This window comes from Cupriavidus sp. BIC8F (assembly GCF_032465815.1).
Taxonomy (GTDB): Bacteria; Pseudomonadota; Gammaproteobacteria; order Burkholderiales; family Burkholderiaceae; genus Cupriavidus; species Cupriavidus necator.
Genome location: NZ_CP136095.1, coordinates 2622082 through 2648455, shown reverse-complemented (window position 1 = coordinate 2648455; position 26374 = coordinate 2622082). Strand labels below are relative to the sequence as shown.

Here is a 26374-nt window from a genome sequence, read left to right as displayed (position 1 = left end):
GAACCACCATGGCAAAGATCGTAGACCAGTTCGGCCGGCCCTTTGAGCGTACCGTCCTGTCCGAATCACAGTCCGCCCGCCTGCAGGCGCTGCACCACGACTATGCCGGGCACCCCTCGCGCGGGCTCACGCCGGCGCGGCTGGCCCGCATTCTGGAGCTGGCCGAGCTCGGCGACCTGCTCGCCCAGGCAGACCTGTTCCAGGACATGGAGGAGAAGGATGGCCATATTTTCGCCGAGATGAGCAAGCGCAAGCGCGCGCTGCTCACGCTCGACTGGAATATCGTGCCGCCGGTCAACGCCTCGGCCGAGGAGAAGCGCCAAGCCGAGCTGATTGACAGCTGGTTCCGGGATCTGCAGGACTTCGACGATGTGCTGCTGGATCTGCTGGATGGCATCGGGCACGGCTTCTCGGCGCTCGAAATTAGCTGGGACCGCATCGACGGCGTCTGGCTGCCGGTTAAGTTCACCCACCGGCCGCAGCGCTGGTTCATGACCCCATTCGGCATGCCGGACGATCTGCGCCTGCGCGGCTACGCGGCGCAGGGCGAGGAGCTGTGGCCGTTCGGCTGGGCGGTGCACCGCCACAAGGCCAAGTCCGGCTATATCGGCCGTGCAGGCCTGCACCGCGTGCTGTCCTGGCCGTACCTCTTCAAGAACTTTGCCGTGCGCGACCTGGCCGAATTCCTTGAGATCTATGGCCTGCCCCTGCGCGTGGGCACCTACGGCGCCGGCGCAAGCAAGGATGAGAAGTTGGCGCTGCTGCGCGCCGTATCCGAGATCGGCCACAATGCCGCCGGCATCATCCCCGAGGGCATGAAGATCGACTTCCAGAACGCAGCGCAGGGCACGCAGGTGCCCTACGAGACGATGATTGGCACCATGGATCGCATTCAATCCAAGGTGATCCTGGGCGGCACGCTGACCAGCCAGGCTGACGGCAAGTCGTCGACTAACGCCCTGGGCAACGTGCACAACGAGGTCCGGCACGACCTAATGGTCTCCGACGCGCGCCAGCTCGCCGGCACCATCAAGCGCGACATCATCTTCGCCATCTGTGCCCTGAACTTCGAGCTGGGCGACCGGCGGCGCATGCCGGACTTCGTCTTTGACACGCGCGCGCCGGAGGACATGAAGCTGTACGCTGATGCCTTGCCCAAGCTGGTCGGCATCGGCGTGAAGGTGCCGCGCGCCTGGGCGCACGAGAAGCTGGCCATCCCGGAGCCCAAGGAAGGTGAGGACGTGCTGACCGTCGCGCGCCCGGAGATGGCGGTACCGCCCGAGCTGCGCCCCAAGGAAACGGCACCCAGGACGGCTGCCATGAGCTACCGCGCTGTGCTCACGAACGACCAGGGCGAGATCGTTTATCCGGACCAGCATGCCCTCGATACCGCCGCGGGCAACCTGCCGGCGGAGGCGTTAAGCGCGAAGATGGCAAAGCTCCTGGCGCCGGCCATCCAGGCCATCCAGGCGGGCGAGGAGCCCGACCGGGCCATCGAGGCGCTGGTGGCGGCGTACCCAAATCTCGATGAATCTGCCGTGGCCGAACTGCTCGCGCGGGCCATCTTCGTGGCGGACGTCTGGGGGCGGCTGAATGGCAACGCCTGACCTGGCCTACGCCATCGGGCTGCCGCCCGAGAAGGCGATCGAGTACTTCGAGAGCAGGGGCTACGCGGTCGGGTTCAAGTGGGAGGACGTCTGGCAGGAAGCGCACGCCCGTGCCTTCACCGTCGCCGGCGTCATGAAGACCGACGTGCTCCAGGACATCCGCGGCTCCCTGGATGCAGCGTTAAGGGATGGCAAAACCTTCGCCGAATTAAAGAAGGCGCTCATGCCGCTCCTGGAGCGCAAGGGCTGGCTGGGCAAGGGGTACCTAGTCGACGAGTCCACCGGCGAGATCCAGGGCAAGCGCCTCACGCCGCGGCGCCTGGAGACCATCTTCCGCACCAATATGCAGTCGGCCTACATGGCCGGCCGCTTCGCCACCCAGCTCGAAAACGTCGACAACCGCCCTTACTGGGAATACGTGGCGGTGATGGATAACCGCACGCGCCCGGCGCACCGGGTGCTCAATGGCCGCGTCTACCGGTACGACGACCCCTTCTGGCGTACCTTCTACCCGCCCAACGGCTACAACTGTCGTTGCCGGGTCCGCACGCGCAGCCAGTCCGACATGGACCGCCTGGACCTGCCGCAGTCCTCCAGCGAGGGCCGGCTCACCGAAGTCGACCAGGTCATCAACCGGAACGGCGAGACCCGGCACACCGTCGCCTACAAGGACCCGATCACCGGAACGAACTTCACCGCCGACCCTGGCTTCGGCTTTAACGCCGGCCAGGCCTGGGCCGCGCCGCTCACGCCGCCTCCACGCGCCGATCTGATCCGCAGCATCCCGCACGGTGCCCCGATGCCGGCAGCGCCGGCTCCGACGCCGATTTCCGCCGAGCGGCTGCTGGCGCCTGGTCAACCGTCCGAGCGGTATGGCACGGCATTCTTGGAGCGCTTTGGCGTCACGCCTGGTGCGGCTACAGCGTTCGAGGACGTCACAGGTACCAGGTTGGCCATCTCCGATGCGCTCTTCGCGTCCGCTCCGCCCGAGTGGAACTGGGGCCAGCGTTATGCCGGCCTGCTGGCCGACGCCGTGCGTGCACCAGATGAGGTGTGGCTGTCATGGGAGCAGCTCGACAGCGCCTGGCGGCTCACGCGCCGCTATGTCAAGACGTATCAGGTCGACAACGGCGACTGGATCGCGGTCGGCTTCGAATACAGCAAGGACGGATGGAGCTACCGCGTGGCCTCGGCCCTTGCGCCGTCCGCCGATGACCAGCTGCGCGCGGCCGATGCCATGCGCGGCGCATTCCTCCAATATAGGAAGCCGCAGCCATGATCGAGATTGCCGTTGACTTCAAGAATGTAGACGAGGCGCTGGGTCGGCTGGCCGGATTCTCGCGCAGCAAGCGGCCGCTCATGCGCGCGATCGTCGGCATCATGGCCGACGCGGTCGAGGAGAACTTCGCCCAGGAGGGCCGGCCCCAATGGCTTGGCCTGGCGCCAGCCACGCGCAAGCACCGAAGCGGGGGCAAGATCCTGCAGGACTCCGGGCGGCTGGCCGCCTCCATTGTCTCGCGCGCCGACGGGGAGTCGGCCGTCGTCGGTACCAATATCCGCTATGCCGCTATCCACCAGTTCGGTGGCGAGATCACGCGTGCGGCCCATTCTGGCTGGGTCCGGCTCCGCACGGATGCCCGGGGTAACCTGATCCGGCAAGGCAAGGAAGGCCGCGCCGCCCGCCTTGCGGTGTTCGCCAAGGACTCGCACAAGCGCGCCCGCACGGTCCGCTACACGAGTGGCGGCAGCAAGGTCAAAATCCCCGCGCGCCCCTTCCTTGCGCTCACGCAGGTTGACGCCGACAATATCGAACGGACGGTCTCCGATTACCTCGGCAGCCTGCTGAAGTAGCCCTCTCGCAAGATCGGCCCGTAGACCGTTTTTGCATGGCGGTAGTCACGACGGTAGCACCCTGATACAGCGCACCACGTTAAGGGCACGTTAAAACCGCTCCAAGCGGCATTCGCGCCGCCCATCCTCCCGCGCAAGGTCACCGATCGCCCCGGGTGACACGTTTCCACCTCATCGCATGACCGTGCCGTCGCCATGATGGCGGCATGACGATCCGTGCCCTCATCGCCTCCCTCTCCGTCGAGATCCAGACCGGCTCCACCGAGATCCAGCTGATCCCGGCCGGCTCATTTCGTGCCCAGGACGGTCGACCGAAGGAATGCGCCGCCTGGCATCTCGATGCCGAGATCGCTGCGCTGGTCGTCGCCCACGTCAACGCACGGAGGACGCCGTATGTAATCGACTACGAACACCAGACGCTTGCCGCTGCCAAGAACGGCATGCCGGCGCCTGCAGCTGGCTGGTTCAAGAAGGTCGAATGGCGCGAGGGCAAGGGTCTGTTTGCGGTCGACGTCGAATGGACTGACAAGGCCGGTGCCATGGTCGCGGCGAAGGAATACCGGTTCATTTCCCCGGTGTTCAGCTATGACCCCAAGACCGGCGCAGTCGGCCAGCTGCTGCATGCAGCCCTCACCAATAACCCGGCCCTGGACGGCATGGACGAGGTCACCATCGCCGCCGCATCACGCCTGCTCGCAGATTTAACCGCCCAGACGGGGGCTCTGCCCGTCGAATCACAACTGGAGCAAGAAATGGAAGAACTGCACGAGCAGCTACGCTGGCTGCTGAACATGCCTGTCGGCTGCACCGTTGAAGACATGGTGGCGCAGCTGCGTAAGCTGATCGAACAGCTCTCCGGCGGCCAGGGCACCGCGGCCGCAGCGGTCAACCTGTCGGAGCTGCTTGCCCAGCGTGACCAGCAGATCGCCGCGCTCTCGGCCAACCAGGTCGACCCGGCCCAGTTTGTTCCGATCATTGTGGTCGATGGCCTGCGCGCCGATATCGCCGCGCTGACCACGCAGTTGGCGGCCCACAACGTCCAAGCCGAAGTCGTGACCATCGACGGCCTGGTCACCGCCGCGCTGTCGGACGGTCGCCTGCATCCGTCCATGGAGACCTGGGCGCGGGACCTGGGCAAGTCGAACCTGGCCGCCCTCAAGTCCTACGTCGAGAAGGCTCAGCCGATCGCCGCGCTGCGCGGCACCCAGACCGCCGGCAAGCCGCCTGCCGCAGTCGGCACAACCATCGCCGCCGAGGCCATCAACGAGACGCAGCTTGCCATCTGCGCCTCGCTCGGCATCGATGCGGCGGATTACGCCAAGGTAGCGGCCCCGCAGGCCTGAGCCGCGGAGCCCATCACTTAACGCCTGGAGACCAGCATGACTGCGCTCACCACTGACCGTGACACCAAGTCCCGCGCCGGGACCGACTTCGAGTTCCCCGTGGCGGCTGCCACCAAGATCTTCGCCGGCGCGATCGTAGCGATCGACGCCACCGGCAACGCCTCGAAGGGCGCGACGGCCACGACCCTCAAGACCGTGGGCGTTGCCCAGGCCATCGCCGACAACAGTGCCGGCCTGGCGGGCGACATCCGCGTCCGCGTGCGTCGCGGCATCTGGAAGGTGGCCAACTCTGCCGCCGCCGACCAGATCTCCCTGGCTGACGTTGGCAGCGACTGCTACCTGGTCGATGACCAGACCGTGGCCAAGACCAACGGCACCAATACCCGCTCGGTAGCGGGCAAGGTCCGCGACGTGGACGCCACCGGCGTCTGGGTCGAGTTTTAACCTCCCGCATCACGTCATCCACTTCCGGAGATATCAATGAAACGCACCCGCTTCCACTGGGGAATCGCCGTCGGCATGACGGTGGTGATCGGCCTGGCGATGTGCCTGGCCAACATGCACGGCGCCGCCGTCCAGCCGGCCGACGCGCTGCCGCTGGCGCAACTGCAGCTGGGCAACTTCGATGACCGCATGCTGGGCATCGTCGGTGCCGGCATTGTCATCAACCGCGCCAGCCTGAGCGCCCTGTTCCAGGGCTACCAGGTGATCTTCAACAAGGCCTTCGAGGGCGTGCCGGCGGAATGGGACCAGGTTGCCATGCGCGTGCCGTCCAAGACGGGCAAGGAAGTCTATCCGTGGCTCGGCCAGACCACCCGCTTCCGTGAATGGATCGGCGATCGCGTGCTGCAGAACCTGATGCTCCACGACTTCAGCATCAAGAACAAGCCTTGGGAAAACACCGTCACCATCGACCGTGACGAGATCGAGGACGACACCTACGGCGTGTATGCCCCGATGATTTCCCAGCTGGGGCAGGACGCGAAGCAGCACCCCGACGAGCTCGTGTTTGGCCTGCTGGCCTCCGGCTTCACCAGCACCGGCTACGACAACCAGTACTTCTTCGACGTTGACCACCCGGTGGTCCAGGCCGATGGCACCACCGCGTCCGTGTCGAACTTCGGTGGCGGCGCCGGCACGGCCTGGTACCTGCTGGACACCTCGAAGATGATCAAGCCGCTCATCTACCAGGTGCGCAAGGACTACAAGTTCGTGGCGATGGACCAGGAGACCGACGAGCAAGTCTTCACCAGCAAGAAGTTCCGGTACGGCGTCGATGCCCGCTCCAACGTCGGCTTCGGCCTGTGGCAGCTGGCGTACGCCTCCAAGCAAGCCCTGGATGCGAACGCTTACGGCGCTGCCCGTGCCGCGATGATGGGAATGAAGGGCGACAACGGCAAGCCGCTGGGTGTGCGCCCCTCGCTCCTGGTTGTGCCCCCCTCCCTGGAGAAGACGGCTCTGGAGATCCTGCAGGCAGAGAAGAACGCCGCCGGCGCCACCAACATCTACCAGAACACGGCGAAGCTGCTGGTCACGCCCTGGCTGAGCTGACGGGATACCCCCCGCCCCGACACTGCCGCGTGACGCCGTAAGCGCGGAGGAAGGAGCCCGGAACCCTCGGCGGCAGTGCAGGGTTCCGGCATGTGAAACCCATTCGATGGAGAGCCACGATGGCCACCAAGAAAGTTAAAGTGCTTCGCGTCGTCAGCCGGAAGGACAAGTTTCGCCGTGCTGGATTCGAGTTCAGTGCCGACCCGCAAAATCTCCCGCTGGACACGCTTTCTGCGGACCAGCTGGCCGCGATCAAGGGCGACCCGAGTCTGGTCGCGATTGAGGCAGAGGTGGTGATCGACGAGGAAGGCAACGTAGTCGAGGCACCGCAAGGCGAAGGCACCGACGCCGAACCATCGCAAGCCGAGATTGCGCAGGCCAAAGCGCATCTGCAGGAGTGGGCCAACGAACTGAACAAACACGCCAATGAGCTGACCGTGCGTGAAGACCAGGTCAAGGCCCGCGAGGAAGCTCTGGCCGCAGCTGAAGCCGCCCTAACCGATCGCGAAGCGGGCGTGGCTGCCCGTGAAGCTGCCGCCGATCAGGCAGCTGGCCAGGGCGCCGCCAAGACCGCTGGCAAGGGCGGCAAGTAAGCCATGGCCTACGCAACGCAGAACGACATGACGGCCCGCTTCGGTAGCGGTGAGCTCATCGAGCTGACCGACCGGGCCGGCGTGGGTGTAATTGATGCGGCCGTCCTTGCGGGCGCCCTCGATGACGCCAGCGCCGAGATCGACAGCTACCTGGCTGGCCGTTATGCCGTTCCGCTTGCGCAGGCGCCGCGCTTTCTCGCGGGCCTGTGCTGCGATATCGCACGCTACAGGCTGTGCGGCAGCGACACTCGCCTGACCGAGGCCATCAACGAGCGGTACCGCAACGCCATCCGCTTCCTGGAAAAGGTCGCCTCGGGCGCCGTCTCCATTGGGCCGGTCACCGGCGGCGCCGTGCCGGCCGCCGACAACCCGGTGATCTTTAACAGTGGCGGCAAGGCCTTCGCCCGTGGACGGGGTGCGCTGTGAGCACGCCAATCATCACGGCCGTCGAGCTGGCCATCGTGGCCAGGCTGCGTCTGGGCCTCGGCAAGATGGTTAAGTCCGTCGAGACCTACGGTGGCGAGCTGGACGACGACTCCGACGAGGTGATCCGCCGCTTCCCGGCGGCCTGGGTCACATTCGGCGGCGTGCGCGACACCCAGGCAACCTCCACCAGCCGGGAGAAATGGAAGGCCGAGGCGCTCTTCGCAGTGATGGTGGGTGCGCGCAGCGTACGTAACGAGCAGGCCGCGCGCCACGGCGGACCGGCCCTGCATGAGGTCGGCAGCAACACGCTGATCTACGCCGTGCGCCGGCTGCTCTCACAGCAGGATCTGGGGCTGCCGGTACGCCATCTGGCGCCGGGCCGGATTCGGACCCTGCGACATGTGCTGCTTGGCCAGGAGTCCTTCTCCTGCTTCGCGCTGGAATTCCACACCGCCTGGGTCGAGGACGTGCTGCCGAACGGGGAGTTCGCGACCCCGGTCCCGGCCGGCGATCCGGACGATGTCTTCGGGCGCTACCAGGCGCAGCTCGGCGTGGCACCGGCCGACTGGCTGCGCACCGGCCTCAACTATCACCTGCAGCCTGACGACGGCAAGGCTGATGCCCAGGATGTCGTCACCAATAGGAGCGTTCCATGAAGGTTAAGGCCGCGCCCGGCCTGTCGGTTCCGAAGGAATCGCAGCCGTGCGAATACATCACCGAGGACCTGGTCACCGAGGTCGAGCCCACGGCGTATTACCTGCGCCGCCTTGCCGAGGGCGACCTGGTCGAAGTCATTGAAGAATCCGCCCGCACCAAGCGGGTCACCAAGGGAGATGCCTGATGCCCAGCCCTAATATCAGCTTCGATAGCATCCCGTCGAGTATCCGCAAGCCGGGCAAGTACTTTGAGTTCAACACCAAGCTCGCCGTGCGGACGCTGCCGGCCAACCTGCTCAAGGTGCTGATTGTTGGCCAGAAGCTGGCCACCGGCACGCAGGCGGCGCTGGTGCCGGTCAATGTGTTCAGCGACCAGGAAGCGGCCACGCTCTTTGGTCGCGGCTCCCACGCCCACTTGATGGCGCGTGCCGCCATCACGGCCAACCGCTACCTCCAGCTCTCTGTCATCGGCGTTGACGATGCCGCGGCTGGCGTCGTGGCCGCCGGCTCGGTCAGCTTCACGGGGCCGGCCACTGCCGCAGGCGGCGTTTCGCTCCTGGTGGGCGCTACCCGCGTCGATATTGCCTTCGCCAGCGGCGACACCGCGGCGAACCTGGCTACGCGACTGGTCGACCAGATCGCCCAGCAGCCCGATCTGCCGGTGACCGCCGCGGTGGATGGCGTCACGACCAGCAAGGTCAATATCACCGCGCGCAACAAGGGCGAGGCCGGGAACGGCATCAAGCTGAAAGCCTCGGTGGTTGGTGCAGGCGTGGTGGCGACCGTGGTTGACATGACGGCCGGCTTGAACGACCCGGACATTGCTCCGGCGCTGGCTGCGGTCTATGCCTCCGGCCACGACATCATCGTGTGCCCGTACGCGACCCAAACGGCCCTGACGGCCCTGCGCACCCATCTGGATGCCGTCTCTGGCCCCCTGGAGCAGCGCGGCGCGCGCGGCGCCGGTGGCTTCCCTGGCACGCTGGCAGCGGGCACCACCCTCACCAAGGCGATCAACGGGGGCCGCATCACAGTCGGCTGGCACCGCGGCTCGCGCAAGCTGCCCTGTGAGATTGCCGCCGCGTATGCGGCCGTAATGGCCAGCGAGGAAGACCCGGCGCGCCCGCTTAACACGCTGGAACTGGTCGGCATGGATGTCACCGACATCACCGACTGGCCCAGCCGCACCGAGCAGGAAAACGCGCTGGCCAACGGCCTCGCGCCGCTTGAGGTCGGCCCCGGCAACCGGGTCCAGATTGTCCGTGCAATCTCCACCTACGTCACGGATGCCCAGGGCATCAACGATATCTCGCTGCTGGATATCACGACCATCGGCACGCTCGACTATGTCCGCAAGGCCTGCCGCGAGCGCATCGCGCTGCGCTTCCCGCGGGAGAAGAAGTCCTTGCGCACCAAGGATCGCGTGCGCAGCGAGCTGCTCGACGTGCTATTCAAGCTCGAAGAGCTGGAGATCGTCGAGAACGTGGAGGCCAACAAGGACGGGCTGATTGTCGAAGACGACAGCCAGGATCCGAACCGCCTCAACGCCAAGATCCCGGTCGACGTGGTCAACGGTCTGCATGTGTTCGCCGGCCGCATCGACCTGTTGCTGTAACGCTTAACTCTGTTCGGAGGCCAATATGGCACTGGAAGAATATGTCGGCGCGGTGGTGCTGGAGGTCGATGGCAAGGAGGTCGACGTGGTCGAGTACTCCGTGACCTCGCGCACCGGCACCAAGCCGGTCAAGACCATGAACCGTAATGGGCGGGTCAAGGGCTTCGCCAAGGGTATCGAAGAGCACGAGCTCGCTGTCACCGTCGTGATTCCGAAGTCGGGCGACCTCGACTGGATGGCCATTGCCGGGGCAAAGCTGACCGATCACCCGGTCAGCCCCGGTGGCCAGCGCGTGAGCTACCTGGACTGCTACACCACCGAGGTTGGCGAGAAGTACTCCGCCGACAACGAGGCGCGCCGGGACATCAAGCTGTTCGCTTCCCGCAGGGTGGTCGAATGAAGGCGACCGGCACTCTTCTCTATGGCGTCGAGTACGCCGGCAGCCTCCACTACGACTTCGAGCTGCGGCTGCCGACCATCGCCGATAACATCGCGGCGATCGAACAATCGGATGGCCCCGCTTCGGCGTTGCGGATCGAGGTTTGCATGCTCGCGGCGGCGCTGACGAAGCTGGGGGATATCCCCGAGGAAGCGATCACCTACGATCTCCTCGCACCGCAGCTCACGAACGAGGATCTGGACGTCCTCCAGGGGAAGGTGGCCGAACTCAAAAAAAAGCGACTCAGGCCGAGCAGCGCCTCCGGGGTTTCCGCATCGCCGTCGTCGCCCTCGGCCGAGTCGGCATCCCCGAGTCCCGCGTCCGGGACATGACCGAGGTCGAGTTCGAGGGTTACCTGGCGGCGCTTCTGCCGCCAGGCCCTCGATCGAACGCCGAGGGAACGGTCCGGCGCATCTCCACCAGGCGTAAGCGCGGCGGCAAGAATCCATGACAGACCTTAACGTTGCCCTGCGGCTCACCGCCCGTGACCAGCTGTCGCGGCCGGCGGTCCAGTCGCTCCAGACCGTCCGGACGGAGAGCCAACGCCTCTTCCAGGCTCGCGAGACGCTGGCTGTCCGCTCCGAGCAGCGCATCGCACGCGAGATCCGGCAGACGGAACTCGCGTACCAGCGGCTTGCGACCGCGGGGACTGTGTCTGCCCGTGAACAAGCGCGCGCCTACGATGCGATGCGCTCCAGGGTGACAGAGCTGCGACGCGAACTGGGCCAAGTGAGCGCCCTGCAGCGGACCATGGGCGCGGTCGGCGCTGGCGTGCGTGGTCTGCAGGGCGCCGCCGGCGTTGGCGCGGGCCTGGCCGGTGCAGCATACATCGTGTCGCGCCCCGCCGGCGCGCAGATGAGCTGGGACCGGCGTCTGGCAGCGATGGCCAATACCGCATTTGCGGACCGCGGCGTCGAAGGCCGCATCGCTGGCCAGCGCACGCTTGAGGAGGCGGTTAAGTCCGCGGTGCGGACCGGCGGCGGGACCAAGGACCAGGCTGCAGAGACGCTTGACCAGGTCATCGCTTCGGGCGCGGTCGGTGTCGGCTCGGCCATCAAGATGCTCCCGACGCTGCAGAAGTATGCGACGGGCACAGGTTCTGACCCCGCCCAGCTCGCGCAGATCGCCATTCGCGCCATGCAGACGTTTCGCATCCGGGAAGAGGATTTTCCGAAGGCGCTCGACATGGCACTGGTTGCCGGGCAGGCAGGCGGATTCGAACTCAAGGACATGGCCAAATGGCTGCCCCAGCAAATGGCGGCGGGCCGCAACGCGGGCCTGTCCGGACTCGAAGGCTTCTCCAAGCTGCTCGCAGCCAACCAGGCTGCCGTCATCACGGCCGGCAGTAAGGATGAAGCCGGTAACAACCTGGTGAACCTTCTGGGCAAGATCAGCAGCGCGGACACAGCCAACGATGCCAAGAAGCTCGGGATCGACCTGTCCGGCAGCCTGGTGCGCGCCCGGCAGAAGGGAATTGACCCTCTGGACGCGTTCGTCGGCATCACCGACAAGGTCGTGAGCCGTGACAGCCGTTACACGAAGCTCCAGGCCCAACTCGCCGCGCAGAAGGGTGGCGAGCGCACCGCAACCATGGAAAGCATGGGGGATCTGCTGCAGGGCTCAGCCATCGGCAAGCTCATTCAGGATCGCCAGGCGCTGATGGCCCTGGTGGCCTTGATGAACAACCGCGACTACGTTAAGGACGTCCAGGCAAAGACCCTGCAGGCATCCGGCGCCAATGAGAAGAACTTCGCGGTCATCACCAACACCGCCTCGTTCAAGGCCGAGCAGCTCAAGAACGAGGCCGACTTCGCGCAGAACTCGGCCTTCACCGGCTTCAATCGTGCCGTCGGCGAAACGGCGGAGAAGCTCACCAGCTATGCGCGCGAGTATCCTGGCCTGACCGCCGCGGTGGCGGGGGCCACCACCGCTTTGACTGCGCTCGCCGCGGCATCCGCCGGCGCCGGGCTGGGCGCAGTGCTGCGCGGTAGTGCTGGAGGCGCCGCAGGTGGCACGGCTGGCCGGGCCCTCGCCACGGCAGGCCGGGTCGCTCTGCCGGTGGGCGCAGTGGTCGCGGCGGGTGCGGCCGGCTATGGCATCGGGACGGTCCTGAACCACGGCATCAACAAGGTCGTCCAGGGCGCCACGGGCCAGAAAGACGCCAGCCTCGGCTCCTGGCTCTACGACGTGCTGCATCCGAATGAAGGCAAGGGCACTGCGTCAACGCCGTTTCTGGAAAAGCTGGACAAACAAGCCAGCGCGATCGAGGCCTTGTCCAAGGCGCCGCAGCCGTTTGTTGTCGAGAACAAGGTCGTGCTGGATGGCTCGGTCATTGCCGAATACACCAACAACCTTAACGCACGAGAAAGCCGGAGGTACTGATGGCCTGGTCCGACACCCTGCTTGACGCGTCGTTCCGCAGCGTCGCCTTCGATTGCCTACGCACGCAGGATAGCGCGCAGCGCGACGTAGCGGTGCACGAATACCCGTATCTCGACGGTGCGGACACCGAAGACCTCGGGCGCAAGGCACGGCGCATCAGCATTACAGCAGTCTTCTGGGGGGCGGACTACGAGAGCCGGCTGCAGACATTCCTGAAGGCCTGTGATGAGGCCGGCCCGGCCGAACTCGTGCACCCGGTGTTCGGCAGTTTCCCGCGCGCCCAGTTGCTCGACTACCAGGTCGCCCACGACGCCGACGCCCCGGACTACTGCACCGTCGAACTGTCATTCCTGGAGGCGGCGCCAGGCAACCCCTTCTTCGTGCAGCAGCTGCCCGCGCAAGCGGCGTCGGTGGTGAGTCAGCTTGCCGAGACCGCACGGTTTGGCGGCATCGAATCCTTCGCCAAGCAGCTGGATCTCGTCAAGGGACTCAAGGGCAACCTGTCCAGGCTTAACGCCTTGCGTGACGTGCTGACGAGCACGCTCGGGGTGCTGCGTGGCCAGCTCAAGGGATTTGTCGGCACGACGCTGGACCTGATCGACTTCCCGCGCGCCTTTACCGGTGATGTGATGGGCATTCTGAGTGGCATGGTCGACCTTCGGTCCTTTGACCCGGCCACGCTCGCAAGCGACTGGAAAAGCCTGGTCGGCCAGTTTGACAATGTCGTTCAGCTGCCCGCGAAGGTGGCCGGGGGTGCGGCTGTGGCTGACGGCGCGACAAGCGGTTCCGGCACCACCATTGCCGACGTTAAGCCGATTCCGGCCATGCCGGAAGACGTCACGCGCATCACGGCCGTTCTCCAGCTCGGCGTGGCCGCTGCGCTGGCCGATGCAGCGGGCGAGATCCTCGCCGCGGAGGCCCTTGAGCCGACGCTCTCGCCGCGGGAGATTGAGCAGGTCGCCAATGATGTGCGCGAGGCGATCCAGGTTGCGATCGACGGGCACCGCGACATGCTGCCCGTCGACGAGGCACGGCCGATCACCGAGCCGCTCAAGGACACTGCGCATAGCATCCATGTCGCAGCCGTCGCCGTGATCGATGCGAAACCGCCTCTCGTGACCCGAACGGTCGACAGCGCCGGCAACCTGCACCTGGTCGCCTTCCGCTGGTATGGCGACTACAGCCGCGCGGCGGAGCTGGTGCGGCTGAACCCTCAGCTCAGGAACCCGAATTTCCTGATTGCCGGAGACGTCCTCAATGCCTACTCGCGCTGACCGCTCGCGCGAACAGGATGCCGTGAGCCTGCTGATCGGTGGCAAGGCACACAGCAACTGGAGCCGGTACGAGATCGATTCCGACCTGCTGATTCCGTCGGACGCCTGGCAGGTCGAGCTCGGGCTGCCCATGGGCGAGTTTCCGCCAGCGGTCCAGACGGGCGCCTTGGTGGAGGTGCGGGTGGGCCAGGATACGGTCATGACAGGCCGGGTCGACGAGATTTCGCACCGCGTTGGCAAGGACCAACACACGCTCTCGATGAGCGGGCGCGACGGTGCGGCCGTCCTGGTCGATTGCAGCGCGCCGATCTTCACGGCCAAGCAGGCCACGCTCGCCGAGATCATCGCCAACGTGGTTAAGCCACTCGGCATCACCAAAACACGCATCGAGGCCGACACCGTCGCCACCCGGGAAAAGGTCAATGTCGAGCCTGGTGACACGGCATGGGACACGCTGGTCCACGCGGCTGAGGCAAATGGCCTCTGGCCCTGGTTCGAGCCCGACGGCACGCTTGTCGTGGGTGGGCCGGACTACACGAAGCCGCCGGTGGCCAGCCTGGTCATGCGTCGTGATGGGCGCGGCAACAATGTGATGACGTTGGACCAGGTTCGCTCCATGGCGGAGCGCTACTCGGAATTTACGGTCCTCGCCCAGGCGCACGGCACCGCTGTCGAGGCCGGCCGCAATGCGCTAAAGGCGGCTGTTAAGGATGCGGAACTGTCCGGGCGCAACATCTACCGCCCCCGCATTGTGGTCGACCATGATGCCGACAATACGAGCACCGCGCGGGGCCGGGCGCGCAAGCTGCTGTCTGACTCTCGACTGAGGGCGATGACTCTCACCGCCACCGTGCGCGGGCACCGCACCAGCGACGGCTTGCCGTGGCAGCCTGGGCAGCGGGTCCATGTGTTAAGCGAGCCGCATGGGATCGATGCGGTCTTCTTCCTGATGGCGCGAAAGTTCTCCAGCGGTCGTGGCCAGGGGCCGACCACGACCCTGACCCTGAAGGAGGACGGCGTCTGGGTGCTGGACGCCCATCCGCACAAGCGCGCCAAGAAGCGGGCAAAGGGCCGCACCAAGCAAGGCGAGATACTGGAGATTATCGATGTGGGCTGATGTGGACAAGCGGATTTCGCGCGCGCTGGGTGGCATCCGCCTGGCGTTTCGGGCGGTGATCAGCCGGGTCAACAGCGGGCCGGCGGTGCAACTCGTCCAGGCGGACGGGCTCGCGGGCGAGCGGCTCCAGGACAACGAGCTGATGCAGCACTACGGCTTCACCTCGAACCCGCCCGCCGGCACCATGGCCGTGGTGCTGCCGGTGGGAGGCAAGACCAGCCACGGGGTCATCATCGCTACCGAACATGGTAGCTATCGCTTCAAAGAGGTTGCACCAGGCGAACTCGCCCTGTACACCGACGAGGGCGACTACGCCCACTTCAAGCATGGGAACATCGTCGAAATCAGCACTGGAACCCTGCGCATCAACGCATCCGTTAAGGTCGAGTTGAACACGCCGCTTGTCGAGGCCAGCCAGAAGCTGACGGTCCAGGGCCTGCTGACGGGCAATGGCTCGATGGCGATTTCAGGCGGCGCAGGAGCTGCGGCAACAATCACCGGCTCGCTGAATGCCACGGTGGACGTGACAGCCAACGGCACGAGCCTGCATGGCCACCGGCATAACGGTGATTCCGGTGGTGTCACCAGCGCGCCGATTTGACGTACCATCCCTCACGATCCGCCGCATAGTTTGAAGCCTGTCACTGTCGTAATGTGGTGACACGCTTCCACCTCACTTGGCCATGACCCATGCCCCGAGAATCGGGGCATGGACGCGCTTCTCGACCCCGCCACTGGAGACTACGCCGGCCAGCGCACGAACACGCTGGCCAATGCGGTCTACCTGCGCCTGATGACCCCGCTGGGCTCCTGGTGGGCAGATCCGACGCTTGGGTCGCGCCTGCATGAGCTTGCCAGGGAAAAGGATTTAACGCGTGTCGCGGTCCTTGCCCGCCAGTACGCCGAGCAGGCCCTATCGCCCATCGTTGAAGACGGCCGCGCCAGCCGCGTGACCGTTTCCACGACCAGGGTCACCCCGGGCTGGCTCACCCTCATGATCGAGGTCGAGGAGGCCAGCGGCCGTGTCTCCCACTTCATTCATCCCGTGAAGGTGAGCTGATGGCCTGGACTTCGCCGACCTTCGCTGCAATCCGGGATGCGCTGCTGCGCGACATTCGCAACCAGCTGCCCGACGCGGACACTGGTGCCGACTCCGACTACTTTGTCCGCGCGAGCTCGGTCGCGAGCGCCGTGGAAGGGCTATACCAGCACCAGGCGTGGATCGTCCGGCAGATCTTTCCGGATACTGCGGATCGCGAGTATCTCGAATTGCATGCCCGCATCCGCAATCTCAGCCGCAAGCCCGCCGTGGCCGCAGCTGGCCAGGTAAAGCTGACCGGCACGATCGGCGCAGCGGCGGCCTCCGGTCTCAGCGCCAAGGCTGTCGACGGCCGGGAGTATCGGACCAGTGCCGCAGGCGTCATCGGCGCTGACGGCACGCTGACTGTGGCGGCCGCGGCAGTCGTCGCGGGCGTGGCCGGTAATGCCGCAGCCAATACCGCGGTGACGCTGTCCGCCGCTCCTGCCGGCATCGCCAGTGCGGCCACCGTCGTTTCCATGACCGGAGGCGTCGACGAGGAAAGCGACGGCGAACTGCTGACGCGGCTGCTGGATCTGATCCGGCGCCCTCCAGCCGGCGGCAATCAGTACGACTATCGTCGCTGGGCACTGGAAGTGGCAGGTGTCTCCTCGGCCTATGTATATCCGCTGCGTCGCGGCCTGGGCACGGTGGATGTGGTCATTACCTCGGCGGGCGGACTGCCTTCGGCCCAGACCGTGACGGACACTCAGGCGCATATCGACGCAGTGCGGCCGGTTACGGCCAAGGGCGCTTTGGTGTTGGCCCCGACGGTAAAGTCGGTCGACGTGACCGTCGCAGTGAAGCTCACGGGAACAACGCTCGCCAGTATCACCACCGCGATCACAAATGCCCTGACCGCATATTTCGCTGCGCTTGCGCCAGGCGAAACAGTATTCAAGAGCCGGATTGAGGCCATCGTGAGCGACCTGTCCGGCGTGGTCGATCGCTCGGTCACCTTGCCAGCCGCCAACGTAGTGCCGGTGGTCGATGCGACCAAGGTTGAATGGTGCCGCCTTGGCGTGATCACCGTGAGCGAAATGGTATGAGCCACAGTGATCTGCTGGCTCGCTTACTGCCGCCGACCAGCTACACGCCGTCTGCCGCCCTTATCAATGCGGAACTCGTAGCGGAAGGCGCCGCGCTCGATGGCGCGCACGCTGCCGCGGCCGGTGTGCTTGGTGGTGTCACGCCGTTCTTCGCGAAGGAATTGCTGGGCGACTGGGAGCGGATGTGCGACCTGTCGCCGTCGGCCGGTGCGCCGTATCAGGTTCGCCTGCAGGCCGTGCTCGCCAAGCTGGCCGAGACCGGTGGGCTGTCCATGTCGTACTTTGTGGGGCTGGCCAAGGGTATCGGCTACACCATCACGATCGACGAGCCGCACCCGTTCCGGGCTGGAAGCAGCCGATCCGGCCAGCGCCTTGCCGCCTTCGACATCATTTGGGTGTGGCGCGTCAACGTGTCCGGCGGCGCCACGCGTGCTTACCGCTTTCGCGCGGGCATGAGTCGCGCCGGTGAGCGCCTGACCTACGCCGCCGACCCGGTCATCAAAAGTGTGTTTAACGAGTTAAAGCCGGCGCACACGCTGGCAGTTTTCACCTATCAGGAGTAGTCGATGGAGCGGATCAACACGCCCGACGGACTGTTCAGCGATGGCACTGCTGCGGCCGGCTACCTGGACGGCACCGTAGTCATTGCCAAGTGGCTCAACGACATGCAGGAGGAGGCTTGCGCCATCCCGCTCGCGGCAGGACTCGCCCTCGACGGTTCGAAGCGCGATCAGATTCTTACCGGGCTAAGGCGCCTCTTTGGCGGCAATGTCACAACAATCAACACCGCCGGTGCGACAGCGCTTTCGCTCGCCAATTCGGGTCTGGTCCTGATCGACGCCACTGCAGGCAACATCACGCTCAACCTGCCAGCAGCAAACGTACTTGCAGCCGTGCGCTACGTGTTCCGTCGGATTGATGCTACGGCGAACACGATCACTATCAACCGAGCCGGCGCTGACACAATCGACCTCGGCGCGACGAGCTTCAGTCTGGCTGAGGCGGGCGACTACCGGCACATCACCTCGGACGGCGTAAGCAGGTGGGTCACAGTTTCTACCAAGGCAGCGCTCGGCAATAACCAGGGCGTTGTGAGCTACAACGCCAACGCGAACGTCCCGACGTCTGCAGTAGGCAAGTTCATCAACTGCACGGGCAGTACTGCGTTCTCGCTTGTGTTGCCCCTGGCGAACTCTGTTCCAGCCGGATCAGCGCTACCGATCCGGGGCGGAAATCTTCAGTATGTCAATATCAATCGTGCCAGTGCTGACAACATCTATGTCAATGGGACGGCATTGACCACGCTTGTTGTCGGCCTTGGGGACACTGCGATGCTGGTCTCCGATGGCGCGGCGAACTGGATCCTTGAAGCTGGCTCCGCCGGATTGCCTTATTCGACGCTGTTTGGTGCCGCTAAGGCGTCCACTGGCTATCAAAAGCTGCCGAGTGGCGTGATCATCCAGTGGGGTAATGGCACAGCTGGGCAGAACGGTTCCGTATTTACGAACACTTTCCCGCTGGCATTTCCTGCTGCCGTGCAGGCGATCCAATGTGTCCACGTCGGGAATGATGCAAGCGTAAATGTTGTCGTTGACGCATCGTCCTTTGGCTCGCTAACGAGTTTTGGTGTCCGTTCCAACTATGCAAGCGGGAACGTGGCTATGACGTGGATTGCGATCGGATACTGAATCATGGGACAGAAACACGCAGGATACGATGCACAGGGCAACATTGTTGCCTACTATGACAGCGTTGATAGCCCGGTGCCGCAGGGCGTCAACGCCATTGAGCTTACCGATGCTGAATGGCTCGCGTGCATTAGCACGCCGGGTTACAAGGTGCAGGACGGCGATCTCGTTGAGCCATTGCCGCCGACAGCCGCGCAGCTGGTAGCAGCTGCAAAGGCAGCCCAAATCGTCAGCGTAACTGAGGCATGCGGTGCTGCCATCGTCGCCGGGTTCCAGTCGTCGGCACTTGGCGCCATGCGTACGTATCCGTCATCGCTGATTGATCAACAGAACTTGTCGGCATCCGTGCTCGCGTCGCTGCTCCCCGGGCTTGCATCGGGCTGGGTAACGCCGTTCTGGTGCGCTGACGCCGCTGGTCTGTGGTCATACGCCGACCACACTGCCGCGCAGATCCAGCAAGTTGGACAGGACGGCAAGGCGGCGATTGTTGGTGCGATTCAGAAGAAGGCCGAGCTGGTCGCCGCAATTGAGGCGGCAGTCACGATTGCGGCCGTCCAGGCAATCACCTGGAGTTCGCCGTGAGTCGAGCCAAGCTGATGATGATCTGGGCGCTATGCGCGATCTCGGCGCCTATCCTGCTGCTGGCGATGGCATGCCAGGCCGGGTTCGGTTCAACCTCACGCGCGCTGAGTATGGCGATCGCCTACGACGAGTGTGGCAATGCGCTGTTTGGCGGGGCGCGCGGCGAGACCATCTCGGCCCGAACCGGCAACGCCCTGCTCGCTGGGAAACGATGGGCAAGGATCGTGGCGCCCCTCATCGACGCCATCTTCGGCGCCGGTCACTGTCTGGCCAATGCGACCGAGCACCTGTCCGAGTAAGCGACACAGGCATGCACCCCTCGATCGAGGGGGGAGCCCCCTGCATGTAGACGTTAAACTGGCGCCTGGAGAGGATTTAAAGAGCCAGTAAATGCCAATAGAAGAAGTCAAGATTACGTTCCATCGGGTCAGGCAGTGTGGTTACTACGGTTGGGGTGCAGATGCCCCAGCGTTCGGAGGGCTAGAGGAAACGCTTACGGAAATGTCCGAATGGTCTCAGGGGGCGGCGCTGTCTCTGACGAAGTTGCTAGACCCTGCCGGGGATGACCCAGAGTTGCCGGTCTATCTGTTCGGCATGCACCGCGAGGGCCATGACTGGACATTTGCTACCTGGAACGAGGTACCAGCTCATGAGGGAGGCGTGGCCTCTGTTTCCAGGCGATCAGTTGTTGGCCAGGCAGAAGTGCACATGAATGCAATCCATGCCGACGACATCCCCGGCTACGCAACCTACTTCTGGGCTGTGCCCCAACACAACGTGATCGCAAGCGTGCGCTTTACGCACAACGTATCCGGGCAAGAAGGAATGCGTAGCTATGTGGAGCGCTTTCTGACCCTGGAAAGCGGACATGTGGTCGAAGGAGAGGTAGACGGCGAGATGAAAATCGTGGGGTATAGCGAGGGCGAAGGTGAACCACTTGTTAAGGTTTACCCTAAGTTTCGGACAAGTGCCTTCGTAAAAGCCGGCCATATCGAGCATATCCTGCGGAATCATGCGCGGATCCGAAAAGTGATTCGTCGAGGACATCTAAGCGTGACCAATCGCGCTGATCGCGGCACCCTCCAGCACATTGTGCAATTTCTTCGTGGCCGAGCCGCCCCAAACCAGGTCTTTCTCAATAAGGCAGCCTACGTTCAGCTCGAATACACGCCGACGCTCGACGAGCTGCGAGAAATGATTGCGGGCGAAAGCGAGGACCCGGGCACTACCGCGTGGGATGATATGGGCTTCGTCTTCCAGGGCGAGCCCAACAAGAAGTACTGGGTGGGCAAATCCCTCGCAAGCGAGAATTTCGAACTCGACATTGAGCGTGACACTGAAGCCACCGTGAACTTGGAGTCACTTTCTCGCGCCCTACATGCCCGTCGGGCGGCCATTCTTCGTCTGCTAAGGAACGATGCTTAGGAAGGCCTTCCTCCTCCTCTACGCGTTGTTTTCGATCGCGGTGTGCGTGGGCGGCTATGTGTACGGCAGGAACATTCCATTCGCTCAGCAATGGCCGCTCTTCGAGGCGTTGCGCAATACTGCTTCGATCATCTTTGCAGTCGTAGGCGCATGGCTGGCGATCATCTACCCTGAGCGGCTAAAGCTGACGTTCAGGGAAGACGCCAGCAAGAAGTCCGCCGGGCCAAACATGGGGATGCTGCTAACCCCCGGCGTCAGGATAGATGTCACGTCACCTGATTCTTAGAGACGAGGTCCGGGGGCGGTAAAATCAGGGTAAATGAAAGCCTACTCAGCAGAGAGAAGAGAAGCGCTGGTGCGCCGCATGATGCCGCCAGAAAACGTGCTGGTTTCAGCGCTGGCCAGGGAAACGGGGATTACCGAGCAGACGTTGTACACGTGGCGCCGACAGGCGAAAGGAAAGGGGCTGGTCGTGCCGGGCGATGGGAAGAATCCCGAAGGATGGTCTTCGGAAGACAAGTTTGCGGTAGTGCTGGAAACCGCCCCGCTCAATGCAGCGGAGCTGGCCGAGTACTGCCGGCGCAAGGGTCTTTATCCCGAACAGATCGCCGCCTGGCGGGCCGCCTGTCTGGCAGCCAATGCGAACGCTGCGGAGCAGGCGCGGGAGCAGCGGCATCAGTCGAAAGACGACAGGAAACGCATCCACCAGCTCGAGAAGGAATTACAGCGCAAGGAGAAAGCGCTGGCGGAAGCGGCTGCGCTGCTGATTCTGAGAAAAAAAGCCCAGGCGATCTGGGGAGACAAAGAGGACGATTGATCAACGTCCCGGATCGCCTGTTATGTATATCGTTGATCCGCGAGGCAGCGCAGTCCGGCTGCCGGTTGGAGAAGGCTTGCAAAGAACTGGGCCTGAGCCTGCGCACGTTCCAGCGCTGGGTGGGTGACGGCGACGCGGTGCCGGCCGATCGCCGCACGACGACCGTGCGGCCGGAACCGGGCAACAAACTGAGCGACGCCGAACGGCAACAGATTCTTGAGGTTGCCATCAGTGAGGAGTTTGCCAGCCTGCCGCCCAGCCAGATCGTGCCGGGTCTGGCCGACCGCGGCGTGTACCTCGCGTCGGAGTCGAGCTTTTACCGTGTGCTGCGCAGCGTTTCGCAGCAGCACCACCGGGGTCGTGCGCGCCAACCCTCGGCTCGGGTGGTGACCAGTCATTGTGCGACGGCGCCGAACCAGGTCTGGTCGTGGGACATCACGTGGCTGCCGTCGGCGGTCAAGGGGCGGTATTACTACTGGTACATGATGCTGGACGTGTTCAGCCGCAAAATTGTCGGTCACGAAGTGCATGAGGCGGAATCGGCGGAACTGGCCGCACTGCTGATGCGGCGTGCCAGTCTGGCCGAGAGCCTGGCGGGACGTCCGCTGGTGCTGCACTCGGATAACGGCAGCCCGATGAAAGGCGCGACGATGCTCGCCACCCTGGAAAACCTGGGAGTGGCGGCGTCGTTCAGCCGGCCGCGCGTGAGCAACGACAACCCGTACGCCGAGTCGCTGTTCCGCACCTGCAAGTACCGGCCCAACTACCCACGCAGGCCGTTCGGCAGTGTCGATGAGGCCCGTGCCTGGACGCAGCAGTTCGTGCGTTGGTACAACCACGAGCACAAACACAGCGGCCTGAAATTCGTCACGCCGGCGCAGCGCCACAACGGTGTAGCCGCTGCTGTGCTTGCGCAGCGCAAGGCCGTGTACGCGGAGGCCAAGGCGCGCAATCCGCAGCGTTGGTCTCGATCGACGCGCAATTGGGAGCTGGAGAATGAAGTCTGGCTCAATCCGGAACGGATGCAGCCGCAAGAACTAAAGCAGTCCGCATGAAGTGACGCGTCAACTATCTTGACAACCGCCGCTAACGCCGGCCGTTCACTCGACGATCCTTTTGGTGATTCTGTTGCTGATCGGGATAGTTGCTCCCCTCATCAAACAACTGCCATTTGTCACACCGTACCTGACACTTTGCCGCGGACTATCCTTCGTGCTGCTTGCTGGGCTGACACTCTGGCAGGTTGTGATCGTTGTAATGACGTTGTTTCCGGCGGAAGCAGTACAGACCCAGGCCAACATCGAGGCAGCTGAGCAACAGATTCTGAGGCAGTATGGAAAATTCCGTCAGCGGCTGCGGCACGACCATGATGGCCAGGATAAGGACCTCAATGACCATGGTGGGGAGCAGAAGTAAGGCGATGCCGCCGCGACGCTGTTTTGAGCGTTAAGGCGGTAGTCGCGCGATGCCAATCAGCGCGCAAAATCATGCCAATCGCCGCGCGCTGTTACACGTTCGACCCTGCTACGCCATGTGAGTGTGGGCCAGTGCCTGCGTTAACCCACTATTGAACGATCCCCATGCAGGGCGTAGGCCGCCTGCTGCAAACGGCATCGCGGGGATGCCTACGGCTGCTGCGCAGGCTCAAAATGTGCTGGCGGTCATTGGGCGCTTGCGCGGAGCGCAGCCGAAGGCGTTGATGCGATATCGCTCGAGAGCGCGGGCCACTGCCAGCCGCATCGCGGGGACGCCTACGGCTGCTGCGCAGGCTCAAAATGCGCTGACGGTCATTGGGCGCTTGCGCGGAGCGCAGCCGAAGGCGTTGATGCGATATCGCTCGAGAGCGCGGGCCACTGCCAGCCGCATCGCGGGGACGCCTACGGCTGCTGCGCAGGCTCAAAATGCGCTGACGGTCATTGGGTGCTTGCGCGAAGCGCAGCCGAAGGCGTTGATGCGATATCGCTGGAGAGCACGGGCCCGGGCCAACGCCCGACTTGGGGATCGTTCAAAAGCCGGTTATCGCAGGCACTGTCCCACACTCACATGGCGTTAGCAGGGTCGATCCGCGACCACATCCAAACGGCAAGCACCGCCGCCCATATGACCTACGCCGCGTAATTTATTGCCAGCCGCTAAGGCGACGCGTTCTTTGGTTACTTTCTGTCGCTCGGACAGAAAGTGACTCGCCGGCTACGCCGGCGCCACGCCCGCCAAGGGCGACAAGCGAACGCACGGCGTACAACCCCCAGCCCACCTCAATCCGCCAACTCAGGCCACCCCTGCTCCCCAGACCCAGGCAACAGTCGCACCACATATTCATGCAACCGCGACAATTCAAACGCAATCCCATCCGGAAACCCCTGCCGCCCACCCCGCTTATCGATCAGCAGCTCAACCAGGAAGGCATGCAGCGCCGCCGGATTGGCAGCAAGCGCAGCCAGCTGGTTGCCGATGCGCGCATAGCGGCGGCATAGCTCCACGGGGCGCGCCTCGGCCGGCAGCGACGCCAGCCACCGCATGGCGACATCTGAAAGCAAGGTATCTTCCGGCGACGGCGGGCGCCGCACGCCGCTCCAGTCAGGCTCGGCCTGCAATGGCGGCGCTCCGTCCAGTACCTTCTTTGCTTCCTCAACGGTGACGAATTCAAAAGAGAGGGGTTCCATGCCGGCTCCGGAATCAGACCAACGCGCACCGCTGCGCATTAATGCGCATTCTAGCGATTACGGCGCTTCGCAGGCTATCTTGACAGCCATGCCAGCCTCAGCCTCCGTGCGCCTTCTTCGCTAGCGCCTGTCAGCGCGCGGGGCATCCGGTCTCCCATGTGGGGACGAGCGCGCCGTCGCGCGCGAAGCGGAACTGGCCGTCGAGGTAGCCCAGGCCGAACAGCGTCACCACCTGCGTGTAGTAGCCGGGCGGCTCGCGCTGCGCCAGTTCGCGCGTGCGGCGCGCTTGCGCGCTGGCCTGGTCGGCGCGGCCGAGCGCGGCCAGGTAGGGCGCCACCGCGGCGGAGAAGCCGCCGTTGCCGGCGTTGAGGCCGGGCTGGCCGGTCTGCGTATCGGCGCGTTCGGGCGGGAAGCCCTTGGCCGTCACGTAGTCCGCCAGCGGCGTGAAGGTGCGCAGCAGCGCGGCGCGCCGGGGCTCGTCGCTGGCCAGCATGCCGGCCCACAGGTAGACGCGGATCGCGTTGTAGGCGCTTTCGGCGTGCGTTTGCGCATCGGGCAGGAAGCCGCGCCCGGGCTGGTATTCGACCCAGTCCGGCGCGAAGCCGCGCGGCGCGGTGTCCAGCATCAGCCTGGCCGAACTGGCCACCAGTTGCTGCCAGGCCGGTTCATCGGGCAGCAGCGTGGCCAGCCGGCGCATGACCTGCATCGGCACGTAGCTTGGGTTGAGGCGCCAGCGGTGCTCGCTCAGCTTGAATCCCCGCGTTCCGGGCAACACGGTGCGGCCCAGTCCCGGCAGCACCGCCGTTTCCTCGCACAGGATGCGCCGGGCCATCAGCGTGCCGAGCGCGGTGAAGCGCCGCTCCTGCCAGAGCCGGCCGGCCTCCAGCAGGGTGTAGGCGATCCACAGGTCGGCGTCCGAGGCCGGGTTGGCATCGATCACGCCCCAGCTGTCCGCGGCCTTGCCGGCAGACTTGGCCTGCTCCGGCGGCAGCCGTCCCCAGATCCAGGCCGGCAGATGCGCGATCAGGTCGCCCTGGGCGAGGTTGTTCTCGGTCCAGGCAAGCAGCTTGTCGAAGCTGGCGCGGTCATTGGCGGCGAGGGCGAAGAACAGGCCGTAGGCCTGGCCTTCAGACACCGTGGCCTGGTTCTCGGTGCTGGAGTCGATCACGCGGCCGTCGGCGCTCAGCAGGGTTTGCCTGAAGGCATCCCAGTCCGCCCACTTGCAGACCAGGGCGCTGGCAGCCGGGGCGGCCAGCGAGGCACAGGCCAGCGCACTGGCGAGCAGCCATCGGGTCAGGCCCGTCAGCGTGCGCCGCATGTCAGCTCCGGTTGCGCCGTGCCGCCAGCTTGCCGAGCGTCCAGAACAGCGACAGCCGGTCCACTTGCCCATATGCCCGAAAAGCACCGCGCGAGCCACATTTCCTCCGGTTCTAAAAAAAGATTCGGGGGTGATATAAAAAAGCAGAAACGCCGCCCCTTGGCAAGGGGGCGGCGTTTGCGGTTGGCAAACCGGCCGCTTCAGGCTACCTGTTGGCGGCGCAGCGGCAACCGCCTCACCCGCAGGTTCCGTCGGCCACGCACACGCCGCGCGCCACCATCTCGCCCATGAAGTCCATGGAAGCCTGGTCGGCAATCGCGTCGCGCAGCGCATCCAGCGCGGCATCATGGGGATCACTGGCATTGCCGGCCTCGAGCGGTGTGTCATGCCAGCGCCGGGGTACGGCAGCGGGGTCGATATCGACCCCGGCACCTGTTGCCAGCGCGGCCAGCACGGAGGACTCCGCTTCGGCCATGGCGTCGGCAGACAGGTCCCTGGCGCGCCCCTGTCCGAAGCTGTCGAACGCCTGGCCCGGCGGCCCGCCCAGCAGCTTCCACAACGCCAGCTCGGTCAGCGGCGAGCAGTTCACGGTGCGCCCGCCCAGCACCAGGCCATGCAGCCGCAGGCGGTTCGGCTCGCTCTGCGCGAGCCCGCCCTCGCAGCGCACCATCAGCGCGCCGCCCGGCACCTCGGCCAGGCGGAATGCGCCCTTTGCATCGGTGGTTGCGTTGCGTACTTGCCCTTGCGCATCGCGCAACTGCACGGCAGCGCCTGCCAGCGCGGCGCCGACGGCAGCCGTGCCGCCCACTTCCGGCGCATGGTCATCCCCGCATGCTGCGACAGCCGCGACCCCGCATGCGAGCACGAGGTGGCGCCAGGATCGAAGGTCCTTGCCCATGG

The 26374-nt window shown here is 64.8% G+C and carries 29 protein-coding genes and 1 pseudogene; 27 read left to right on the top strand and 3 right to left on the bottom strand.

Annotated features, from left to right (window positions below; genetic code table 11):
• Positions 1-8: 8 nt before the first annotated feature.
• The 27 genes and pseudogenes from RS901_RS32250 to RS901_RS32120 all read left to right on the top strand — a co-directional run bounded on the left by RS901_RS32250 (position 9) and on the right by RS901_RS32120 (position 22909).
• Positions 9-1607 carry a DUF935 domain-containing protein gene (locus RS901_RS32250; protein ID WP_316154732.1) on the top strand — a complete coding sequence of 533 codons (1599 nt, stop codon included), beginning with the start codon at positions 9-11 and terminating at the stop codon, positions 1605-1607.
• Positions 1594-2886, top strand: a complete 1293-nt coding sequence (locus RS901_RS32245; RefSeq protein WP_316154730.1) for a phage minor head protein — start codon at positions 1594-1596, stop codon at positions 2884-2886. The genes RS901_RS32250 and RS901_RS32245 overlap by 14 nt, the downstream gene beginning before the upstream one ends.
• Positions 2883-3458 carry a phage virion morphogenesis protein gene (locus RS901_RS32240; protein ID WP_316154728.1) on the top strand — a complete coding sequence of 192 codons (576 nt, stop codon included), beginning with the start codon at positions 2883-2885 and terminating at the stop codon, positions 3456-3458. Before RS901_RS32245 ends, RS901_RS32240 begins: the two co-directional genes overlap by 4 nt.
• A gap of 206 nt (positions 3459-3664) precedes the next feature.
• Positions 3665-4801, top strand: a complete 1137-nt coding sequence (locus RS901_RS32235; RefSeq protein WP_316154727.1) for a phage protease — start codon at positions 3665-3667, stop codon at positions 4799-4801.
• A 36-nt stretch (positions 4802-4837) separates the two neighbouring features.
• Positions 4838-5245, top strand: coding sequence for a hypothetical protein (locus RS901_RS32230; protein ID WP_316154726.1), 408 nt, complete (start codon positions 4838-4840; stop codon positions 5243-5245).
• A 36-nt stretch (positions 5246-5281) separates the two neighbouring features.
• Positions 5282-6352 (top strand): Mu-like prophage major head subunit gpT family protein, encoded by a 1071-nt coding sequence (locus tag RS901_RS32225; RefSeq protein ID WP_316154725.1) that lies wholly within the window; start codon positions 5282-5284, stop codon positions 6350-6352.
• Between the two features lie 119 nt (positions 6353-6471).
• The gene (locus tag RS901_RS32220; RefSeq protein ID WP_316154723.1) at positions 6472-6945 is read left to right on the top strand and encodes an HI1506-related protein; all 474 of its coding nucleotides are present in this window, start codon (positions 6472-6474) and stop codon (positions 6943-6945) included.
• A gap of 3 nt (positions 6946-6948) precedes the next feature.
• The gene (locus tag RS901_RS32215) at positions 6949-7371 is read left to right on the top strand and encodes a gp436 family protein (protein WP_316154721.1); all 423 of its coding nucleotides are present in this window, start codon (positions 6949-6951) and stop codon (positions 7369-7371) included.
• The gene (locus RS901_RS32210; protein WP_316154719.1) at positions 7368-8027 is read left to right on the top strand and encodes a DUF1834 family protein; all 660 of its coding nucleotides are present in this window, start codon (positions 7368-7370) and stop codon (positions 8025-8027) included. The genes RS901_RS32215 and RS901_RS32210 overlap by 4 nt, the downstream gene beginning before the upstream one ends.
• Positions 8024-8212, top strand: coding sequence for a DUF2635 domain-containing protein (locus RS901_RS32205; RefSeq protein WP_316154717.1), 189 nt, complete (start codon positions 8024-8026; stop codon positions 8210-8212). Before RS901_RS32210 ends, RS901_RS32205 begins: the two co-directional genes overlap by 4 nt.
• Positions 8212-9642: a phage tail sheath subtilisin-like domain-containing protein gene (locus tag RS901_RS32200; protein WP_316154715.1), complete on the top strand. Its 1431-nt coding sequence runs from the start codon at positions 8212-8214 to the stop codon at positions 9640-9642. Before RS901_RS32205 ends, RS901_RS32200 begins: the two co-directional genes overlap by 1 nt.
• Before the next feature lie 25 nt (positions 9643-9667).
• On the top strand, positions 9668-10042 hold the full coding sequence (locus RS901_RS32195) for a phage tail protein (protein WP_316154713.1): 375 nt from the start codon (positions 9668-9670) through the stop codon (positions 10040-10042).
• The gene (locus tag RS901_RS32190; protein WP_316154711.1) at positions 10039-10413 is read left to right on the top strand and encodes a phage tail assembly protein; all 375 of its coding nucleotides are present in this window, start codon (positions 10039-10041) and stop codon (positions 10411-10413) included. The genes RS901_RS32195 and RS901_RS32190 overlap by 4 nt, the downstream gene beginning before the upstream one ends.
• 115 nt (positions 10414-10528) lie before the next feature.
• Positions 10529-12463 carry a phage tail tape measure protein gene (locus tag RS901_RS32185; RefSeq protein WP_316154709.1) on the top strand — a complete coding sequence of 645 codons (1935 nt, stop codon included), beginning with the start codon at positions 10529-10531 and terminating at the stop codon, positions 12461-12463.
• Positions 12463-13737, top strand: a complete 1275-nt coding sequence (locus tag RS901_RS32180; RefSeq protein ID WP_316154707.1) for a DNA circularization protein — start codon at positions 12463-12465, stop codon at positions 13735-13737. Before RS901_RS32185 ends, RS901_RS32180 begins: the two co-directional genes overlap by 1 nt.
• A 22-nt stretch (positions 13738-13759) precedes the next feature.
• Positions 13760-14854 carry a phage baseplate assembly protein gene (locus RS901_RS32175; RefSeq protein WP_316154705.1) on the top strand — a complete coding sequence of 365 codons (1095 nt, stop codon included), beginning with the start codon at positions 13760-13762 and terminating at the stop codon, positions 14852-14854.
• Positions 14844-15455 (top strand): phage baseplate assembly protein V, encoded by a 612-nt coding sequence (locus tag RS901_RS32170; RefSeq protein ID WP_316154703.1) that lies wholly within the window; start codon positions 14844-14846, stop codon positions 15453-15455. The genes RS901_RS32175 and RS901_RS32170 overlap by 11 nt, the downstream gene beginning before the upstream one ends.
• A 108-nt stretch (positions 15456-15563) precedes the next feature.
• Positions 15564-15914: a phage GP46 family protein gene (locus RS901_RS32165; protein ID WP_316154701.1), complete on the top strand. Its 351-nt coding sequence runs from the start codon at positions 15564-15566 to the stop codon at positions 15912-15914.
• Positions 15914-16981, top strand: a complete 1068-nt coding sequence (locus tag RS901_RS32160; protein ID WP_316154699.1) for a baseplate J/gp47 family protein — start codon at positions 15914-15916, stop codon at positions 16979-16981. Before RS901_RS32165 ends, RS901_RS32160 begins: the two co-directional genes overlap by 1 nt.
• Complete coding sequence (locus RS901_RS32155; RefSeq protein WP_316154697.1) at positions 16978-17544, top strand: YmfQ family protein; 567 nt, start codon at positions 16978-16980, stop codon at positions 17542-17544. The genes RS901_RS32160 and RS901_RS32155 overlap by 4 nt, the downstream gene beginning before the upstream one ends.
• Before the next feature lie 3 nt (positions 17545-17547).
• Positions 17548-18669, top strand: coding sequence for a gp53-like domain-containing protein (locus RS901_RS32150; RefSeq protein WP_316154695.1), 1122 nt, complete (start codon positions 17548-17550; stop codon positions 18667-18669).
• 3 nt (positions 18670-18672) lie between these two features.
• Complete coding sequence (locus RS901_RS32145; RefSeq protein ID WP_316154694.1) at positions 18673-19251, top strand: hypothetical protein; 579 nt, start codon at positions 18673-18675, stop codon at positions 19249-19251.
• Positions 19248-19550 carry a hypothetical protein gene (locus RS901_RS32140; RefSeq protein WP_316154693.1) on the top strand — a complete coding sequence of 101 codons (303 nt, stop codon included), beginning with the start codon at positions 19248-19250 and terminating at the stop codon, positions 19548-19550. Before RS901_RS32145 ends, RS901_RS32140 begins: the two co-directional genes overlap by 4 nt.
• 202 nt (positions 19551-19752) lie before the next feature.
• Positions 19753-20676, top strand: a complete 924-nt coding sequence (locus RS901_RS32135) for a hypothetical protein (protein ID WP_316154692.1) — start codon at positions 19753-19755, stop codon at positions 20674-20676.
• Positions 20669-20962, top strand: coding sequence for a hypothetical protein (locus tag RS901_RS32130; RefSeq protein ID WP_316154691.1), 294 nt, complete (start codon positions 20669-20671; stop codon positions 20960-20962). The genes RS901_RS32135 and RS901_RS32130 overlap by 8 nt, the downstream gene beginning before the upstream one ends.
• Before the next feature lie 33 nt (positions 20963-20995).
• A pseudogene (locus tag RS901_RS32125) lies at positions 20996-22548 on the top strand (IS3 family transposase).
• Between the two features lie 64 nt (positions 22549-22612).
• Positions 22613-22909, top strand: coding sequence for a hypothetical protein (locus RS901_RS32120; RefSeq protein ID WP_316154690.1), 297 nt, complete (start codon positions 22613-22615; stop codon positions 22907-22909).
• An 839-nt stretch (positions 22910-23748) separates the two neighbouring features.
• On the opposite strand, the gene RS901_RS32115 is transcribed toward RS901_RS32120, so the two are convergent.
• The 3 genes from RS901_RS32115 to RS901_RS32105 all read right to left on the bottom strand — a co-directional run bounded on the left by RS901_RS32115 (position 23749) and on the right by RS901_RS32105 (position 26372).
• Entirely contained in the window at positions 23749-24156 is a 408-nt protein-coding gene (locus RS901_RS32115; protein WP_316157339.1) for a hypothetical protein, read from the bottom strand.
• A gap of 130 nt (positions 24157-24286) precedes the next feature.
• A complete protein-coding gene (bcsZ, locus tag RS901_RS32110) occupies positions 24287-25474 on the bottom strand; it encodes a cellulose synthase complex periplasmic endoglucanase BcsZ (protein ID WP_316154689.1) in 1188 nt (395 codons plus the stop codon).
• 235 nt (positions 25475-25709) lie between these two features.
• Positions 25710-26372, bottom strand: a complete 663-nt coding sequence (locus RS901_RS32105) for a hypothetical protein (RefSeq protein WP_316154687.1) — start codon at positions 26370-26372, stop codon at positions 25710-25712.
• Between the last annotated feature and the right edge of the window lie 2 nt (positions 26373-26374).